We start from the raw sequence: 16,767 nt of genomic DNA on the forward strand, positions 1-16,767 counted from the left end.
GAGGGATTTACAAGTGATATCAGTAAACGATTTTAAAACAGGTCTTACGATTGAAGTTGAGCATGATATTTTTACAGTTCTAGATTTCCAACACGTTAAACCAGGTAAAGGCGCTGCATTCGTGCGCTCCAAGTTGAAAAACCTTCGTAACGGCAACACCGTTGAGCGTACATTCCGTGCTGGTGAAAACGTTGGTCGTGCCCACATCGAAAACCGTGAAATGCAATACTTGTACGCAGCTGGCGACGATTACACATTCATGGATACGGAGACTTACGATCAGATTTCCCTTTCCCACGAACAATTGAAATGGGAATTGAACTTCCTGAAAGAAAACATGAACATCAAGATCATGAGCTATCAAGGTGAAATCCTCGGGATTAACCTTCCGAAGAGCGTTGACTTGAAGGTTGTTGAAACCGATGCAAGCGTCAAAGGTAACACAGCTCAAGGTGCTTTGAAAAATGCGAAAGTGGAAACAGGTCTTAATGTGATGGTGCCGCTGTTCATCAACGAAGGCGATATTCTTTCCGTTGACACAGATGACGGCAAATACCTTTCACGCGCGAGCAACTAAACAGATAAGCCTTTCTGACTCACAAGAGTCCGAAAGGCTTTTTTTCTTTTCTTACCACAGTTCCTCATTTATATGCTATAATATTGAATTGTTATGCACTAGTATGCGTTAGGAGTGGGTCAGCTTTGTCTCTTATAGTGATGAAATTTGGCGGAAGCTCTGTCGGTGATGCGGAGCGAATGAAACGAGTTGCAAAAAGAATCGTTGAGCGTAAACAAGCTGGTCACAGCTGTGTTGTTGTCGTATCTGCGATGGGTGATACAACGGATGAATTGATCGACTTGTCTCAGCAAATTTACGATGGAGCCCCACCGGCTCGTGAAATGGATATGTTGTTGACGACGGGCGAACAAGTTTCCGTAGCACTGTTATCGATGGCCATACATAATCTTGGTGAACAAGCGGTTTCGTACACCGGATGGCAAAGTGGCATTTATACGGAGCCAGTACATGGTAAAGCGAGAATTACAGATATTAAACCTCAGCGTGTTCTGAATGCGATTGAGCAAGGGAATGTGGTAATCGTAGCTGGTTTCCAAGGGATGACGGAAGCAGGCGAAATTACTACCTTGGGCCGCGGCGGTTCAGATACAACAGCAGTTGCACTTGCTGCAGCGATCAAAGCGGATCTCTGTGAAATTTATACCGATGTTGATGGTATTTATTCAACAGATCCTCGTATCGTGAAAGTAGCGAGAAAGCTTGCTGAGATTTCCTATGATGAGATGCTGGAGCTTGCAAACCTTGGAGCAGCGGTACTTCATCCAAGAGCTGTTGAGTATGCGAAAAATTACAACGTGACCCTCGTGGTACGTTCAAGCTTCAATTACAATGAAGGTACCAACGTGAAGGAGGAAGCAGTGATGGAGCAAGGAATCGTCGTTCGTGGCATCGCTTATGACAAAAATGTGGCAAGAATTAGTATTCTGGGTGTTCCTGAGAAGCCAGGTCAACTTGCGAAGGTTTTCCTAGCACTTGCTGAAGTGCAAATTGACGTAGACATTATCGTTCAAAGCGGTGTGATCAACGGATCTGCCGATTTCTCTTTCACAACAACGCTGGCGGATCGCGAGAAAGCGCTTGATGTTCTTGAGCAACTTCGTGCGGAAGTTGGCTACCGTGAAGTGACCTCCGAAGTTGATCTTGTGAAAGTATCGATTGTTGGTGCTGGTATGGTTAGCTCACCAGGTGTTGCAGCGACGATGTTCAAAGTCATTTCAGATCTTGGTATTACCATTTCCTTGGTAAGCACTTCTGAGATCAAAATGTCTTGCGTCATCGACAATACGAAATTAACAGATGTCATCAGTGCACTACACACAGCATACGGCTTGGATACTGCGGTGCAAGCCTTCGTTGGTGGGCCGGAAGATCGTAGATAATGTTGGAAACTTAATGGAGTTTGTCCGCAATAAAATAAGCAAACTTCAATAAAAATGCCGTTATTCCGGCAGCCATTAATGGACCTACCGGAATGCCGCGCATAAATACGATGCCAAATATAGAACCAATTACGAGACCCACAATTAATTGTGGGTCTACTTTTAGTAACTCTAAACCTTTTCCATTCATATAAGTGGCAATCGCTCCGCCTAGCAGGGCAATGATCCCAGGCCAAGTCGTAAAGACAGAAAGGATATCTTTCATGGAAATGCGGTCACTTGCAAATGGTACTAATACACCAATTGTAAGGCACAGCAAGCCAAGCTCCAGCCCTCTGCGCTCCATGGTAGGGAAATAGCGATCGAGACCAATTAATTTAATGGCAAGTAAAAGACAAGCTGCAGTTGTAATAATCGGCGTACGGCCAACAAGCCCAATCAAAATAAGAATAACTAAGAGCAGATCACCATTCATTCACAGAACCCCTCGTCCTCTTCGTCGTCATTTTAGTTTATGAAAAGGGCTTGTATTTAGAACGCATGGTGATGAGAGCTATCGCCCAAAGGGGACCATCTGATCATTTTCGAGAACAGGAACGCAATCCGTTATATTCACTTTGGAACAAAGTTCGACGTCCGCGAGGAAGCCGGACTTTTTCATTTTTTTACCGTTGCTGCAGGCAAGTATAGTCTCTAATAACCGATCCTTAGCTTCGAGATAGCAGCCGCGCATTGCCAAGCCGAAGTCATTCGTTATCATGAGACTCTCGCCAAGCAAGGCCGCAATTTCGTCCGATATGAAGCCGGCACAGAGGCCATCCTCTAAGGAAAATACATCCTGCGTCCCTGCACATACGATCACCGTGTCCCGTTTAAGATCGATTGCTGCCATCGCAGACGCTCTGCCGTTAATGATTGCTCCCGCAAGCACACGATCGGCTTTTATTGCCTTCTGAATCCCTCTCGTGCCATTTGTGGTCGTCAAAATGACGCGTTTGCCTTGCACAGCTTCGCGCGTGTACTCGAGTGGAGAATTGCCAAAATCAAAGCCTGGAATTTTTTTGCAATAGCGTTCTCCACCGAGTAAATCGCCAATGCGAGCCAATTCTTTCGCTTTCATAACCGTATCAACAGGGACTACTCCCTTGCTGCCATTCATCAATGCGGTGATGATCGTGCTGGTTGCACGTAAAACATCAACGACAATGACGGTTTTATGGAGAAACTCGTCACTTCTAGCTTCGCCGATGTTGGCGATCACCTCGATATGCATGTGCTATTCCTTTCTGGTACCTAAGGACAACGTGTCAGAACGGAGTCCTCTCCTCAAAGCTTCTAACGAAATGACTTCATCTGGTGAAATATTGCCCAAATGAATTTCAGGACCCAAGGACTTAATCAAATGCACCTGCTGGGTCTTTAGAGGCGCCTCCCATAAAAGCTGATCTCCTGAGACGGAAGCAAGCACACTGTGCAACTCCTCATCCTTACATTTTCCATTCCCATCAAAAATGCCAACACCCATGCCAGACTCACGCGCTTCTATTGTGACTAGGGATGCACCTAATTCCGAATCGATGAAGACCGTCTCAATTAATTCTGCTAACTCAATAGAGGAGCCCCATCCTTTTTTTCCATACTCCGTAACGACTTCTAACCCTTCATCTAAACCTCTAGCTATCAGCTCATTTCGCAGTCTGCGATCCATTTGAATGGTACCGTCGGAAATTTCAACGCCATTAAAGCCGAGTGCAAGTATCATGTCAAAAAAAGAATCTACGGCATGCTGTTGTACAGCCACTTCCAGAAATGTCCCTCCTGGGTAGATGAGAATGTTATTCTCTTTGGCCAGGTTTATTTTGCTTCGCAGCACGGCTTGCGGATAAAGCGGCGATGTGCCGAAACCAAGCTTGATCATATCCACGTGGCTACTTGCGGTGTGGAGTAAGTCTTGAAAGGCAAGCAATCCGAGCCCCTTATCCATCACCATTGTTTTCCCCAACGTTCTTGGTTTCATCTGCCTCTGTCCTGTAGGGTCGGCTAAAACGGGGTTCCATTTCAATTGAGAGGTTACTTCCATCGGTCTTTCTCCTCACTGTCCTTCGAAGGATCAATTATGTGTACAGCATATGCATCAGCACAAATGGAGGTGCCCAGCATGCCTAAAATGAGACGAGCTCGCATAAGGTAGGGAAAAAGGAGGTGTTGCTACTCATGAATAAGATCGTACTAACGATGGCTTCCTTACGGATGATGTCTGGGAGTATCGAAATTATTGCAGCTATTCTCATGATTAGACTAGCAACAATTGAGAAAGCGCTGATGGTGAATTCAGCTCTAGCACTAGTAGGTCCTCTAGTACTATTAACTACCACAACGATTGGTTTAGTAGGCATAGCTGAAAAACTATCATATGGAAAGATGTTGTGGGTCATTGCAGGGGTCAGTTGTCTGTTTATTGGGATTATTAAAAAGTAATCGGTCATATTTCTTTCTAGTAAGCATAGAAATGAATATAGAAGACTGGACAACTTGGAGGGCTGTCTCCCGATGCTAGCGAGTATTACACACTTGTTGCCCCAGAACATCCGATTCATGCTTAGTGAGCTTCCACCGAACGTACAAGCTAGCGTGGAAGAAATCAGGGTGAGAGAGTCGCGTCCCCTTGAAATTAGCTGGGCCGACCGCTATGCCTTCATTAGTGAGCGTGGGCAAATGATCACTCAGGAAGCCTTGGCTTACAAACCGACTAGGCAAGATTGTCTAACACTGCTCGAGATTCTAACGAATCACTCGTTGTACACCTTTGAGGAAGAACTGCGAAGAGGGTATATCACGGTTTCTGGCGGTCATCGCGTAGGACTAGCTGGGCGTACGATCCTCGACCAAGGTCAAGTGAAGCAAATTCGCGATGTGAGTTCCTTTAATATTCGGATCGCGCGCGAAATTCAKGGTGTGGGTCAGGAGATTTTACCGTATCTCGTCGAACAGAGTATGGGAAATATTCATCACACGCTTATCATTTCCCCGCCGCAGCAAGGGAAGACCACATTAATTCGCGATCTGGCTAGACTCATTAGCCGAGGCGAATGGGGGGCTAGAAACAGCTCTCTATCGGGTAAAAAAGTAGGGATCGTAGACGAACGCTCAGAGCTTGCTGCTTGTGTCAAAGGGGTACCGAGATTTGACTTAGGGCCACGCACAGATGTGCTAGATGGATGTCCAAAGGCAGAAGGCATGATGATGATGATCCGTTCTCTCTCACCCGAGGTCCTCATCGTTGATGAGATCGGTCGAACTGAGGATGCTGATGCGATTCATGAGGCTGTTCACACGGGAATTCGTGTACTAGCTACGGCTCATGGAGCGAGCTATGAGGATGTACGTAGACGGCCCGTACTCAGGCAATTGATGGAGGAAAGGGTGTTTATGAAATATGTCATCCTCCAGCGGAGAAAAGGTGCTCCTGCTTCCTTTCGGATCCTGGATCAAGAAGGCAAGGTTATGGAGATGTATGACGAACGCAAAGGACGATGAAGATGCTGAAATTTGTTGGTGGAGTTCTGATCTTCGGTGCAGCTTCGATGTATGGCTTTCTACAGGCTGCTCACTATGTTAGACGACCAAAGCAAATTCGCGGACTAATCAACGCGCTAGGCCGAATGGAGACGGAAATTGCCTATGCACTCACGCCCCTTCCGGAGGCATTTGCTTCGCTAAGTAAGCAGGTCGCAGATCCACTTTCTTCCTTATTTCGCTTAATGTCAGAACGGTTGCTCGGAAGTAATGGTGAGTCAACCAAAGATCTATGGCAAATGACCGTCAAGGAAGTCTGGGCAAGAACCTCGATGAGGCAAGCTGAGCAAGAAGTGATTCTCCAACTGGGACCTGTGCTTGGGCTTTCGGATCGAAGTGACCAAATCAAGCATCTACGGCTTGCGATTAGCCAACTTCAATCGGAAGAAACGGATGCCAGAGATGAACAGCAGCGCTACGAGAAAATGTGGAAAAGCCTGGGTGTCTTAATCGGTGCGCTAGTCGTGATTTTAATGTATTAGCGGGGATCATTTAACCATGTTGTATGACAAGTTTCTTGCAGGCAGAGTGAGGTGCCAGGAATGAATGTTGATGTGAATGCCATTTTCCAAATCGCCGGCATCGGAATCATTATTGCTATGATCCATTCTGTGCTGAAACAGATGGGAAAAGAGGATATGGCACACTGGGTCACGGTCATCGGCTTCGTAGTCGTGCTTTTTATGGTCGTCAGTATGCTGGATAACTTGTTCAAAGAAATTAAAACTATTTTCCTATTCCAATGAGGTGGTCTGATGGAAATCATCCAAATCGTAGGACTAGGACTCATCGTCACGATCTTGACGCTCATTATTAAGGAGCAGAAGCCGATGTTCGCTTTTTTATTAGCCGCTTTTACGGGCATCGTGATTTTCTTGTTCTTAATAGGCAAAATTTCTTCGGTCATCCAAGTCCTTGAGGATCTAGCTGTAAAGTCTAACGTGAACATCGTTTTCCTCAAAACGATTCTGAAGATTATAGGCGTTGCTTACATCGCCGAGTTTGGCGCACAGATTGTCCGCGATGCTGGCCAAGATTCCATTGCCTCCAAAATTGAGCTATCAGGAAAGGTTCTTATTATGGTCATGGCCATTCCGATCATTACAGTCATCATCGAGACCGTGGTTAAACTACTCCCTGCTTAGCAGATTCACCTAAGGAGTGACACGCATGCACCTACTTTATTCGCACCAGAAGCTGAACAACCGGTGGATCTTATTGTTTATTTTGAGCATGGGCTTATGGCTTGGATTGTCGGGCTCGTTAACTGCTGAATCGCCAACGGATGTCATGATCAAAGAGCAAGCGAACCGCTTGAATACGGAGCCGGTCGAGCAATATTGGGATAAGCTGATGAAGGAATATGGAGGTTATTTCCCAGAAAGCAAGCCGCCAACCTTCATGGAACTTCTCCTTGGGACCAAGGGCATTAGTATGAAGAGTATCTTCAAAGGGCTTCTGAGCTATGTTTTTCATGAAATTATCATCAATGGCAAATTACTGGCTTCAATTGTTGTTTTGACCGTCTTTAGCATGATTCTTGAGACGCTGCAAAGCTCGTTTGAAAGAAACACGGTAAGCAAGCTAGGCTACACCATCACCTATATGGTGCTCATCATCATTGCGATCAATAGCTTCAGCGTTGCGATCGGGTATGCGAAGACAGCCATTTCGTCCATGATTCAATTCATGATAGCGATCATGCCATTGTTACTCACGTTACTAGCGTCCATGGGAAATGTCACTTCGGTTGCCATTCTTCATCCACTGATTGTGTTCATGATCCACTCTGTGGGTACGGCCATTTATGTGTTTGTCTTTCCGCTCTTGTTCTTCTCGGCGGTGCTGCACATCGTAAGCTCACTCAGCGATAAGTTTAAAGTCACACAGTTAGCTAATCTGCTGCGCACCGTAAGTTTAAGCATGCTGGGCGTGTTCGTGACAGTGTTCCTCGGGGTCATTTCCATCCAAGGCACGGCCGGCGCTGTAAGAGATGGCGTTGCGATTCGAACGGCTAAGTACATTACGGGGAATTTCGTGCCTGTTGTCGGACGACTATTCTCGGATGCAACAGAAACCGTGATCGGGGCATCCTTACTAGTCAAAAATGCGATAGGACTCGTTGGTGTTGTCATCCTCGTGCTCCTGTGTGCGTTCCCAGCGATCAAAATTTTAACGCTGGCTTTCATTTACAACCTCTCAGCGGCGCTGATGCAGCCACTGGGCGATAGTCCAATCATTGCTTGTCTACAGACAATCGGCAAAAGCTTGATTTATGTGTTTGCAGCGCTAGCGGCAGTAAGCTTGATGTTTTTTCTTGCCCTGACCATCATGATCACAATTAGCAATGTCTCCGTCATGATGAGGTGAAAGGAGCTAGGCGATGGATTGGTTAGCAGGATGGCTGAAAACCGTCATTATGGTCATAATGCTTGCGACGTTTGTTGATCTTCTACTTCCAAGCAATACGATGCAGCGGTATGTGAAGACGGTTTTGAGTCTCTTTATTCTACTGACGCTGCTTACCCCAGTGCTTCAGCTGTTCCAGAAGGATTGGAATATGGACCAGCTGCTTAGTCAAGCGGAGAAAGAACAGAATGAGAAAACCATGCTTGCTGGAGGTTTTGGAAATCAATCACAAATGAAGTCTCTGGAAGCTATTACGAAGGATGCCAACAAGATTCAAGATGCTGAACATAAAAAAACACAAGAATTGGTGCAATCGCAATTGGCAGGATTGATGAAAGAGGACTTACAGAAACAAACGGAATGGCCAATTGAAGCGGTACAAGTGCAAGTACAGGTAGACAATAACGGGAAGCCCACCATTTCAAGCGTGAAGGTGACCCTTGATGATATAGAAGCGAAGAAGCAACTGGTAACGACTAGTAAAAGCATTGCTGCCATGGAGCCAGTCAAACCAGTAGATCCTATCAAAATCGGGTCTACCGCGACAGTGCAAGATCGCATGTCAAGCACACAGAATGATACCCAGTCAACCAAAGAAAATGTGCCTGGTGTGCAAGAGATGGACCGACTCAAGCAAGTGATTTCAAGGAATTGGCTTGTAGATCCTGCCAAAATCGAGATCGGAGCAGCGCAAAGCAAAGGATGGATGGCGAGGTGAATCGATGGGAACATTGCTGCAATGGATGGAGCACAAGTTCGGCGGCGGACCAGGTGGACCAAAACGTAAAAATACGTTACTTTGGGTCATCATGGTTGGACTCTTAGGAGCAGCGCTAATGATCATAAACGCATTTATAACTGTTAAAGATCTGGATCCCATCAACACAGGCAGAGCTTCCCCTCCACCCGTGAGTCAAGAAACCTTTGCAGGAGGTTCTTCCAAGGAAAACACAAGCTTTCATGATTACGAACAAGCTTATGGCGACCAGTTGAAAAAAATCCTGCAACAAATTGTCGGTGTTGGCGAGGTGGAAGTGCTCGTTACGATTGAATCGACGGAAGAAATGACTGTTGACAAAAATTATAACGACAATCAGACCATGACGACTGAACGCGACAATGGTGGAGCAACACGCAATATATCCCAGGTAACGCGGAGCGGTGAAGTCGTAATTTATCAAGTGTCAGGTGACCAGAAGCCGCTCGTGCTCAAATACATTAAACCCAAAATTAGAGGTGTCATTGTTGTTGCGAAAGGCGCAGAAAATCTCACGGTGAAAAAAATGATCATGGAAGCCGTTGAGCGAGGAATGGACGTCCAAGCAAGTAAAATTTCGATTTTACCGCGCAAAACAGGGGAATAAAATTAGGAAATCATTCAACTATTCTAAGGAGGAATAAACAATGAATGCAAAAAGACAAACAATATGGCTCGTATCGATGCTTAGCTTGATGGTGGTGCTGTCCGCTTATTATCTTTTCACAGAGGATGTCAACAAGTTGGATCTGGCAACGACAGATGCCATCACGCAATCGCAAGAAGTGAAAATTGATATGACCCAAGTGGATCCAGTAACAGGTGCGAAAACTGATGTGAAAGCAACAACAGGAACAGGCGCACAAATCGACTCGAAAACGACAACGCCGCAAACTTCTACAAAAAAAGATGCTAAAGCGACAACGACACAAGATACCTCCAAAACTACGACAAAAGATGCGTCCAAAACAACATCCAAAACAGATGAACAAGTCTTGAAGCAAGTGGAGGAGCAAGCCAAAACAACGTCGGCCAACGACTATTTCACGAATGAACAAGTGAAACAAAATAATTACTTCAGCAAAGTTTCTACGGATTTGATGACGATCATTTTGGATGGTAAGAAATCTCCTGAAGCGGTAGCAAAAGCAACGAACGATTTGTCTGCATTGTCAGACCTGCAAGAAAAAATTGAAAATCTACAAGATCTGCTCATTCAAGATTTCCCGCAAGCGGTCATTAATCAAGATGGCGCTAAGTGGAAAGTGACAGTTCAAGCAGATAAATTGGAAAAAAGTCAAGGTGTGTCCATCGTAGATATGGTTGTGAAAGAACTGGGTGCAACTCCTGAAAATATCAAGATCCAGTACGTACGCCCATAGGATTTGAGCAAAGTTTTGGCTTCTCAAAATGATAGTGGAAAGGGTCCGGATAAACTGGACTCTTTCCATTTCGTGCGTTTATGGGTATAATACATACGTTGCGGCTATGAAAACGCATTTTTAATGGTTCACCAACGTCTAAAGGAGTGACTTGAATGTTTAAATTGAGTGAAATCAAAGAGTTAATTAAACTCGTCGATCAATCCTCTTTACAAGAGCTAGAAATTGAAAATGAAGGTGCACGCCTTTCTATTCGTAAGCCGAATAAATCGGAACCTGTCTATGTATCTGCACCAGTTCAGCACACATATGCACCGATTGCTCAACCTAACTATGCTAATCCGGCAGCTGCAGCTGCACTCGAAGCACCAGTACTTGCTAACRGACAAGCCAAACAAGAGGATTCATCTTTACATAAGATCGTATCTCCGATGGTCGGGACTTTCTATCAATCCGCGTCCCCAGGTTCAGCGCCTTTCGTAAGCGTTGGCTCTAAAGTGAGTGACAAGACTGTCGTTTGTATTGTTGAAGCCATGAAATTAATGAACGAAATAGAAGCTGAAGTGAAAGGCGAGATCGTTGAAATTCTCGTTGAGAACGGACAGCTAGTAGAGTATGGACAACCTTTATTTTTGGTTAGACCGGAGTAGTTGCGTTTGTAGGCTTATGCTGTCAACGCAAGCTTTTCTCACGAAGAGCTCTTAGGAGGGCAAATCATGAAATTTAATAAAATTCTAATTGCGAACCGCGGGGAAATTGCGGTTCGTATTATCCGAGCATGCCGTGAGCTTGGCATTTATACGGTTGCTGTGTACTCGGAAGCAGATCGAGATGCCTTGCATGTTCGTCTGGCGGATGAAGCTTATTGCATTGGACCAACAGCGTCCAAAGACAGCTATTTGAACTTCACCAACTTGATGAGCGTTGCAACATTGACGGAATGCGATGCTATTCATCCAGGGTACGGCTTCCTAGCCGAAAATGCTGACTTCGCAGAAATTTGCGAGAGCTGCAACATCACTTTCATCGGTCCTTCACCTGACGCGATCTCCCGGATGGGCGATAAGGCAGTTGCCAAACAAACGATGAAGGAAGCGAGAGTTCCGATTATTCCGGGCTCCGACGGCTTGGTTGAGGATATTGATGATGCCGTGGTTATCGCTCGCGATATCGGGTATCCGATTATTATTAAAGCGACAGCAGGCGGCGGCGGTAAGGGTATCCGTATTGCAGAGAACGAGGAAACGCTAGTTCAGCAAATTACGGCTGCTCAGCAAGAAGCCCAGAATGCATTCGGTAATGCAGGGATTTACTTAGAGAAATACTTAACAGGCATGAAGCATGTTGAGATCCAAATCATTGCGGATAAGCATGGCAATGTTGTTCACCTAGGCGAACGTGATTGCTCCGTACAGCGTCGCAGACAGAAGCTTGTTGAAGAAGCGCCTTGTCCGGTTCTAACAGAGGAAACGCGTAAAGCGATGGGTCAAGCAGCTGTTCGTGCAGCGAAGGCTGTGAATTATTCAGGCGCGGGAACACTTGAATTCTTGTTAGGTCCAGATGGTAATTTTTACTTTATGGAAATGAACACGCGGATCCAAGTTGAACACCCGGTAACTGAAATGATTACAGGTATCGATATTATTCAAGAAATGATTCGTGTCGCAGAAGGAAATCCACTGTCGTTTAGACAAGAAGATGTCCGAATCAACGGTTGGGCGATCGAATGCCGCGTGAATGCAGAAGATCCGAATCGGAACTTCATGCCGTCCCCAGGACAAGTGAAATTCTACTTGCCGCCAGGTGGATTCGGCGTACGTGTTGACAGTGCGGTTTATCCAGGGTATACGATCCCGCCACACTATGATTCGATGATCGCGAAGCTAATCGTTTGGGGAAGCACGCGTGAAGAGGCTATTAACCGTATGAAAAGAGCTCTCAATGAGTTCGCGGTGGACGGTGTGAACACGACGATTCCTTTTCATCTGAAGCTGCTTGAACACAAGAAATTTATCAAGGGCGACCATGATATTAAGTTCTTGGAAGAGCACGATGTGAACGATCCAGAATCGTAGATAAACATTTGTCATATTTTTGCCAAAATGTTATACTAATAAATTAAGATGGCTTATCCCATTTGAATCGAAGCCAGTTTTGCTGGCGCAAAACTTTTTAGCTTAAGCTTACGAAGTAAATTTGCTCCACAAATTTTTTAGGAGGTGCCACAATGAGCACAATCGCTCCGGATTACGTCAAGACAGACATGGGCAGCATCCAGATTGCCCCCGAGGTTATCGAAATCATTGCCGGTTTGGCAACGGTGGAAGTGCAAGGTGTAGCGGGGATGAGTGGCGGATTAGCTGGCGGCATTGCTGAATTACTTGGACGCAAGAATTTGTCCAAAGGCGTAAAGGTAGAGGTCGGACAACGTGAAGCTGCCATTGACGTCTCCATCATTATCGAATATGGGAACCGTATTCCTGAAGTTGCAAGTGATATTCAAAACAATGTGAAGCAGGCGATTGAATCAATGACTGGGTTAAATGTCGTTGAAGTAAACGTACATATTCATGATGTTCATTTTAAGCAGGCGGATAAACAGGTTGACGAAGAACCAGCGGCTGCCCATCGTGTGAAATAAGCGGTAAAGCTGAGCCATATGGATCAATTGAAACCCCCTACAGGTTACAGGGGGTTTCCTCTAATTTAGGAAGGGGACAAGCGTAGTGGGTAAAATTGTGGACAGGCTCTTGCTACTTTTCTATAGCCTGATTATTTTCGTCGCATCGATCGTTGTATTGTTCACAGCATCTAGCTGGATCCCACTCGATCAAGCAAGTCAAACGCTAAGTCATTTTTATTACGAGAAGAGCTACGCGTATCCGGGCATTATCATTAGTTTGATCATGCTGCTGATCTCCGTACGTTTCCTAATCGTAACGCTTCGTCGCGGACGTTCCCAGGCGCCATCAATTGATCAACGCACCGATTTTGGCGATATCCGTATCTCTATCGAAACTGTTGAGAATCTCTCGCTGAAAGCAGCGGGTCGCACGAAAGGTGCAAAGGATCTGCGTGCACGAGTTAGAGTGAATCAATCCGGTCTGGAAATTACAATTAGAACCATCGTAGATGGCGAAAGCTCGATTCCGGAACTGACTGAAGACATGCAAGGTACAGTGAAAAGTTACATAGAAGAAATTACCGGTATTCCTGTAGCTTCCGTAACCGTATTCGTAGCGAACATCGTGCAATCTGCCCCAACGTTTAAAAGCCGAGTCGAATAGAGGTGAATCCACATATGTGGAATGAACTATGGAATTTCCATAGGGGCAAAGTAATCGGAGTGACAGCGGGTATATTCTTCGGTTTTATTTATTTATTTTTTGGTTTTTGGGATATGTTGATCTTCGGATTTATCGTACTCGTAGGTTTTTATGTTGGTAATAAGCTGGATCGTAAGGAAAGTTTCGTCATGCTAGAAGACATTTGGCGCTATCTCACACAAAAATGGAGAATGTTTCGCTAAAATCCCTGGTTCAACCATGGATTTTTTTGTTTGGATTGGATCTAATTTGACGTATACTAGGAGAAAGAGTTTTTAGGAGAAGGTCGTTTTGCTGGAGCGAAACGCTTAGGAGGAACAGAATGAAACGCAGAATTGCACGCGAAATTGCTATACAAAGCTTATACCAAATCCAAATGAATGAGGCTACTCCTCAGGAGGCTGTTCAAACCGCGATTCATGAAGCTGAACATGATAATGAATCGCAGTTGGATTTCTCCGGAGATAAGATAGATCCAGTCTACATTATTGAGCTTGTTGAGGGGACTTACAAGAACAAGGTAAGCATCGACGAGTTGTTGGAGGAGTATCTGAAAGGCTGGGCTATGGACAGGCTGTCTCGTATTGATCGGGAAGTACTGCGCCTAGGTGCTTATGAGATGCTGTATCGCGATGATGTTCCACCGAAGGTTGTTGTCAATGAAGCCATCGATTTGGCTAAGCATTATGGCACAGAGGAATCAGGGAAATTCGTAAACGGAGTGCTCGGGAAGATGATCAAGGAAATCGACGAGCTGAAAGAAAAAGTACTTCGTACACAATAATCCAAGTGTAAGTAACTTTTATATCGCGTAGGGCTTAACAAGTTAAGGGGGAAATAACATGTCAGCACAAGTAATTAATGGGAAAGAACTCGTGAGCTCCATTCGTGAGGAAATCAGATCTGACGCAGCGGCACTAACCGCGCAAGGAAATCAACCAGGTCTTGTCGTTGTTATTGTGGGTGAAGATGCAGCTTCGCAAGTATATGTTAGAAACAAAGCGAAAGCCTGTGATGATGTAGGCATCTATTCCGAAGTACACCGCCTGCCTGAGCAAACGACGCAAGCAGAATTAATCGCACTCATCCATGGTTTTAATAACAATAATCGGATCAACGGCATACTTGTTCAATCACCATTGCCGAAGCATATCAACGAAGAAGAGGTTGTGGATGAAATTGATCCTGCTAAGGATGTGGATTGTTTCCATCCGATCAATGTCGGGAACCTGATGATTGGTAAAGATGGTATGAAGCCTTGTACCCCGCATGGTGTTATTGAAATCCTCAAGCGGACAGGTGTGGAAATCGCAGGTAAGCATGCTGTCGTTGTTGGCAGAAGCAATATCGTCGGAAAACCGATGGCTATGTTGTTGTTGCGTGAGCATGCGACTGTTACGGTTGTACATTCACGTACACCGAATATGGAAGAGATTACGAAACAAGCGGATATATTGGTTTCAGCCGTAGGTAAGGCTAATTTCATTAAAACGCACCACGTGAAGCCAGGCGCTGTTGTGATTGACGTAGGTATTAACCGAAATGCAGATGGTAAAGTGACGGGGGATGTTGATTTCGAAGCTGTCAAAGAAGTTGCAAGTACGATCACGCCAGTTCCAGGCGTTGTTGGACCTATGACGATTACAATGCTGCTTCGCAACACAGTTGATGCGGCGAGCCGTGCAGCTAAAGCGAATGTGAGCGTATAATCACCTTATGGCGAGAAACGAAACTAAGATTTTATCGGTTAAAGACCTAAACCGTTATATTAAGCTTTTGCTGGAAGGAGACTCGCGTCTCCAGGATGTGTGGGTGCGAGGCGAAATTTCCAACTTCACGCATCACTCTAGCGGTCATATGTATTTTACATTGAAGGATGCAGACGGTCGGCTGAAAAGCATCATGTTTGCTTCGCATAACCAGAAGCTAGGATTTATCCCGAAAGAGGGCACGAAAGTGATTGCTCGCGGGAATATTTCTGTTTATGAGCGAGACGGTGCTTATCAATTCTATGTGACGGCGATGCAACCTGATGGCATTGGCAGCTTGTATTTGGCGTTCGAGCAATTGAAAAAGAAGCTCGAAGGCGAAGGGCTATTCGCGCCAGAGCGCAAGAAACCGATTCCTCGGTTTCCACGCGCCATTGGCGTGATCACGTCCCCGACGGGGGCCGCGATTCGTGATGTCATCATCACGCTGCAGCGGCGTTTCCCGTCGATCCCGATCTTGCTGTACCCTGTCCTCGTACAGGGTACTCAGGCGGCGCCTTCGATCGTCAAGGCGATCGAAGCCATGAATCGACTCGGTGAAGCTGACGTGCTCATCGTGGGCCGCGGCGGCGGCTCACTGGAAGAGCTGTGGGCCTTCAACGAGGAAATCGTGGCGCGGGCTATCGCAGCCTCCGCGATTCCGATCATCTCGGCCGTTGGCCACGAGACGGACTTCACGATCGCCGACTTCGTCGCCGATCTGAGAGCGCCGACGCCTACGGCGGCGGCCGAGCTCGCGGTGCCGCATCACCTCGAGCTGAAGCAGCAGCTATCGCAGCAGGCACAGCGCCTGCATTACGGGCTGCTGCAGCAGCTGCGCCGCAAGCAGGAACGGCTGGAGCGCGCGAAGCGCTCGCCGCTCCTGACGAACCCCCGCAGGCAGCTGCTCATGCAGCCTGCGGAGCGACTCGACCGGCTGGCGGAGCAGCTCGGTTACCGCATGCGTCAGCGCCTAACGGAGTTGGCGCAGCGCAGATTGAAGCTGGAGCGTCGCTTATCCAGCTTCAATCCGACCGAGCAGGCCGTGATCGCGAGGCAGCGTTTGGATGCTTCCAAACGCCAGATGCTCACGGCCATGCAGACACTCCTGCGTTCGAAGAAGCAGGAGTGGCAATCAGGCGTCCGCCATTTGGACGCCCTCAGCCCGCTGAAGGTTATGCAGCGGGGTTACAGCCTTGCCTATGACGAACAAGAAAAGCAGCTTATTCGTTCGATTAGTCAAGTGAACATTGGTGATCGATTATCCTTACGTCTTAAGGACGGTAAAATACAATGTCAAGTTTCGGGGATGGAGGCGAACATTGATGTCAACGAGTGAAACAGAAGTAAGCTTTGAAGTGGCAATCGAGCAGCTAGAACGCATTGTCAGCCAGTTAGAAAGCGGCGATGTACCTTTAGAGAAAGCCATTGAACTGTATCAAGAAGGCGTAAGACTCTCCCATTTATGCGGTGTTAAACTAGAGCAAGTGGAGAAGAAAATTGAGATGCTGGTTGAAGGGGAAGCTGGGGTAACAAGGAAGCCTTTCCAGCCTGTCTTGGAAGATAAGGGGAATTAGTTTGAATAACACGACGTCTAATATTCATACCTA

Annotated in this window: 23 protein-coding genes; 20 read left to right on the forward strand and 3 right to left on the reverse strand. The window is 46.2% G+C overall.

The window, feature by feature from the left end; all coding sequences use genetic code 11:
* Positions 1-13: 13 nt before the first annotated feature.
* Together efp and AC1DVJ_RS11645 are read left to right on the forward strand one after the other, a co-directional pair.
* On the forward strand, positions 14-577 hold the full coding sequence (gene efp, locus AC1DVJ_RS11640) for an elongation factor P (protein WP_477590831.1): 564 nt from the start codon (positions 14-16) through the stop codon (positions 575-577).
* A 125-nt stretch (positions 578-702) separates the two neighbouring features.
* A complete protein-coding gene (locus AC1DVJ_RS11645) occupies positions 703-1,959 on the forward strand; it encodes an aspartate kinase (RefSeq protein ID WP_477590833.1) in 1,257 nt (418 codons plus the stop codon).
* 10 nt (positions 1,960-1,969) lie between these two features.
* Here AC1DVJ_RS11645 and AC1DVJ_RS11650 read toward each other — a convergent pair whose 3' ends face one another.
* The 3 genes from AC1DVJ_RS11650 to comA form a co-directional block, all read right to left on the reverse strand.
* Positions 1,970-2,434 (reverse strand): DUF441 domain-containing protein, encoded by a 465-nt coding sequence (locus AC1DVJ_RS11650; RefSeq protein WP_477590835.1) that lies wholly within the window; start codon positions 2,432-2,434, stop codon positions 1,970-1,972.
* 78 nt (positions 2,435-2,512) lie between these two features.
* The gene (locus AC1DVJ_RS11655; protein WP_477590837.1) at positions 2,513-3,232 is read right to left on the reverse strand and encodes a 2-phosphosulfolactate phosphatase; all 720 of its coding nucleotides are present in this window, start codon (positions 3,230-3,232) and stop codon (positions 2,513-2,515) included.
* 3 nt (positions 3,233-3,235) lie between these two features.
* Positions 3,236-4,039 (reverse strand): phosphosulfolactate synthase, encoded by an 804-nt coding sequence (comA, locus tag AC1DVJ_RS11660; protein ID WP_477590839.1) that lies wholly within the window; start codon positions 4,037-4,039, stop codon positions 3,236-3,238.
* A gap of 134 nt (positions 4,040-4,173) precedes the next feature.
* Here comA and AC1DVJ_RS11665 point away from each other — a divergent pair, with 134 nt between their 5' ends.
* From AC1DVJ_RS11665 to xseB, 18 genes are all read left to right on the forward strand, one after another.
* Entirely contained in the window at positions 4,174-4,437 is a 264-nt protein-coding gene (locus AC1DVJ_RS11665) for a YqhV family protein (RefSeq protein ID WP_477590841.1), read from the forward strand.
* A gap of 72 nt (positions 4,438-4,509) precedes the next feature.
* Entirely contained in the window at positions 4,510-5,496 is a 987-nt protein-coding gene (gene spoIIIAA, locus AC1DVJ_RS11670; RefSeq protein WP_477590843.1) for a stage III sporulation protein AA, read from the forward strand.
* A 2-nt stretch (positions 5,497-5,498) separates the two neighbouring features.
* On the forward strand, positions 5,499-6,017 hold the full coding sequence (gene spoIIIAB, locus AC1DVJ_RS11675; protein WP_477590845.1) for a stage III sporulation protein SpoIIIAB: 519 nt from the start codon (positions 5,499-5,501) through the stop codon (positions 6,015-6,017).
* A 60-nt stretch (positions 6,018-6,077) separates the two neighbouring features.
* Positions 6,078-6,281 (forward strand): stage III sporulation protein AC, encoded by a 204-nt coding sequence (spoIIIAC, locus tag AC1DVJ_RS11680; protein WP_056614718.1) that lies wholly within the window; start codon positions 6,078-6,080, stop codon positions 6,279-6,281.
* Positions 6,282-6,290: 9 nt separating this feature from the next.
* Entirely contained in the window at positions 6,291-6,680 is a 390-nt protein-coding gene (spoIIIAD, locus tag AC1DVJ_RS11685; RefSeq protein WP_477590847.1) for a stage III sporulation protein AD, read from the forward strand.
* 25 nt (positions 6,681-6,705) lie between these two features.
* Complete coding sequence (gene spoIIIAE, locus AC1DVJ_RS11690) at positions 6,706-7,905, forward strand: stage III sporulation protein AE (protein ID WP_477590849.1); 1,200 nt, start codon at positions 6,706-6,708, stop codon at positions 7,903-7,905.
* A gap of 13 nt (positions 7,906-7,918) precedes the next feature.
* Complete coding sequence (gene spoIIIAF / locus AC1DVJ_RS11695; RefSeq protein ID WP_477590851.1) at positions 7,919-8,662, forward strand: stage III sporulation protein AF; 744 nt, start codon at positions 7,919-7,921, stop codon at positions 8,660-8,662.
* Positions 8,663-8,666: 4 nt separating this feature from the next.
* A complete protein-coding gene (gene spoIIIAG, locus AC1DVJ_RS11700) occupies positions 8,667-9,308 on the forward strand; it encodes a stage III sporulation protein AG (protein WP_477590852.1) in 642 nt (213 codons plus the stop codon).
* 40 nt (positions 9,309-9,348) lie between these two features.
* Positions 9,349-10,083: a SpoIIIAH-like family protein gene (locus AC1DVJ_RS11705; protein ID WP_477590854.1), complete on the forward strand. Its 735-nt coding sequence runs from the start codon at positions 9,349-9,351 to the stop codon at positions 10,081-10,083.
* A 155-nt stretch (positions 10,084-10,238) separates the two neighbouring features.
* The gene (accB, locus tag AC1DVJ_RS11710) at positions 10,239-10,733 is read left to right on the forward strand and encodes an acetyl-CoA carboxylase biotin carboxyl carrier protein (RefSeq protein WP_477590855.1); all 495 of its coding nucleotides are present in this window, start codon (positions 10,239-10,241) and stop codon (positions 10,731-10,733) included.
* Positions 10,734-10,799: 66 nt separating this feature from the next.
* Positions 10,800-12,158, forward strand: a complete 1,359-nt coding sequence (gene accC / locus AC1DVJ_RS11715; protein WP_477590857.1) for an acetyl-CoA carboxylase biotin carboxylase subunit — start codon at positions 10,800-10,802, stop codon at positions 12,156-12,158.
* Positions 12,159-12,310: 152 nt separating this feature from the next.
* Positions 12,311-12,724: an Asp23/Gls24 family envelope stress response protein gene (locus tag AC1DVJ_RS11720; RefSeq protein WP_477590859.1), complete on the forward strand. Its 414-nt coding sequence runs from the start codon at positions 12,311-12,313 to the stop codon at positions 12,722-12,724.
* Between the two features lie 85 nt (positions 12,725-12,809).
* Positions 12,810-13,370, forward strand: a complete 561-nt coding sequence (amaP, locus tag AC1DVJ_RS11725) for an alkaline shock response membrane anchor protein AmaP (protein ID WP_477590861.1) — start codon at positions 12,810-12,812, stop codon at positions 13,368-13,370.
* 14 nt (positions 13,371-13,384) lie between these two features.
* Positions 13,385-13,612 carry a DUF2273 domain-containing protein gene (locus AC1DVJ_RS11730; RefSeq protein ID WP_477590863.1) on the forward strand — a complete coding sequence of 76 codons (228 nt, stop codon included), beginning with the start codon at positions 13,385-13,387 and terminating at the stop codon, positions 13,610-13,612.
* Between the two features lie 119 nt (positions 13,613-13,731).
* Positions 13,732-14,193 carry a transcription antitermination factor NusB gene (gene nusB, locus AC1DVJ_RS11735; protein ID WP_477590865.1) on the forward strand — a complete coding sequence of 154 codons (462 nt, stop codon included), beginning with the start codon at positions 13,732-13,734 and terminating at the stop codon, positions 14,191-14,193.
* A gap of 58 nt (positions 14,194-14,251) precedes the next feature.
* Positions 14,252-15,118: a bifunctional methylenetetrahydrofolate dehydrogenase/methenyltetrahydrofolate cyclohydrolase FolD gene (gene folD / locus AC1DVJ_RS11740; RefSeq protein ID WP_477590867.1), complete on the forward strand. Its 867-nt coding sequence runs from the start codon at positions 14,252-14,254 to the stop codon at positions 15,116-15,118.
* Positions 15,119-15,125: 7 nt separating this feature from the next.
* Positions 15,126-16,496 (forward strand): exodeoxyribonuclease VII large subunit, encoded by a 1,371-nt coding sequence (xseA, locus tag AC1DVJ_RS11745; RefSeq protein WP_477590868.1) that lies wholly within the window; start codon positions 15,126-15,128, stop codon positions 16,494-16,496.
* On the forward strand, positions 16,483-16,734 hold the full coding sequence (xseB, locus tag AC1DVJ_RS11750; protein WP_477590870.1) for an exodeoxyribonuclease VII small subunit: 252 nt from the start codon (positions 16,483-16,485) through the stop codon (positions 16,732-16,734). Before xseA ends, xseB begins: the two co-directional genes overlap by 14 nt.
* Positions 16,735-16,767: the final 33 nt, after the last annotated feature.

Source organism: Paenibacillus sp. P4_A9 (genome assembly GCF_056402415.1).

Excerpts from the sequence above, each read along its gene's own strand:
- spoIIIAG (WP_477590852.1), top strand. The coding sequence starts at position 8,667 with ATGGGAACATTGCTGCAATGGATGGAGCACAAGTTCGGCGGCGGACCA.
- xseB (WP_477590870.1), top strand. The coding sequence starts at position 16,483 with ATGTCAACGAGTGAAACAGAAGTAAGCTTTGAAGTGGCAATCGAGCAG.
- spoIIIAD (WP_477590847.1), top strand. The coding sequence starts at position 6,291 with ATGGAAATCATCCAAATCGTAGGACTAGGACTCATCGTCACGATCTTG.
- AC1DVJ_RS11730 (WP_477590863.1), top strand. The coding sequence starts at position 13,385 with ATGTGGAATGAACTATGGAATTTCCATAGGGGCAAAGTAATCGGAGTG.
- comA (WP_477590839.1), bottom strand. The coding sequence starts at position 4,039 with ATGGAAGTAACCTCTCAATTGAAATGGAACCCCGTTTTAGCCGACCCT.
- spoIIIAC (WP_056614718.1), top strand. The coding sequence starts at position 6,078 with ATGAATGTTGATGTGAATGCCATTTTCCAAATCGCCGGCATCGGAATC.
- AC1DVJ_RS11665 (WP_477590841.1), top strand. The coding sequence starts at position 4,174 with ATGAATAAGATCGTACTAACGATGGCTTCCTTACGGATGATGTCTGGG.
- AC1DVJ_RS11720 (WP_477590859.1), top strand. The coding sequence starts at position 12,311 with ATGAGCACAATCGCTCCGGATTACGTCAAGACAGACATGGGCAGCATC.
- AC1DVJ_RS11655 (WP_477590837.1), bottom strand. The coding sequence starts at position 3,232 with ATGCATATCGAGGTGATCGCCAACATCGGCGAAGCTAGAAGTGACGAG.
- nusB (WP_477590865.1), top strand. The coding sequence starts at position 13,732 with ATGAAACGCAGAATTGCACGCGAAATTGCTATACAAAGCTTATACCAA.
- spoIIIAB (WP_477590845.1), top strand. The coding sequence starts at position 5,499 with ATGCTGAAATTTGTTGGTGGAGTTCTGATCTTCGGTGCAGCTTCGATG.
- folD (WP_477590867.1), top strand. The coding sequence starts at position 14,252 with ATGTCAGCACAAGTAATTAATGGGAAAGAACTCGTGAGCTCCATTCGT.
- accC (WP_477590857.1), top strand. The coding sequence starts at position 10,800 with ATGAAATTTAATAAAATTCTAATTGCGAACCGCGGGGAAATTGCGGTT.
- AC1DVJ_RS11705 (WP_477590854.1), top strand. The coding sequence starts at position 9,349 with ATGAATGCAAAAAGACAAACAATATGGCTCGTATCGATGCTTAGCTTG.
- AC1DVJ_RS11650 (WP_477590835.1), bottom strand. The coding sequence starts at position 2,434 with ATGAATGGTGATCTGCTCTTAGTTATTCTTATTTTGATTGGGCTTGTT.
- spoIIIAF (WP_477590851.1), top strand. The coding sequence starts at position 7,919 with ATGGATTGGTTAGCAGGATGGCTGAAAACCGTCATTATGGTCATAATG.
- spoIIIAE (WP_477590849.1), top strand. The coding sequence starts at position 6,706 with ATGCACCTACTTTATTCGCACCAGAAGCTGAACAACCGGTGGATCTTA.
- xseA (WP_477590868.1), top strand. The coding sequence starts at position 15,126 with ATGGCGAGAAACGAAACTAAGATTTTATCGGTTAAAGACCTAAACCGT.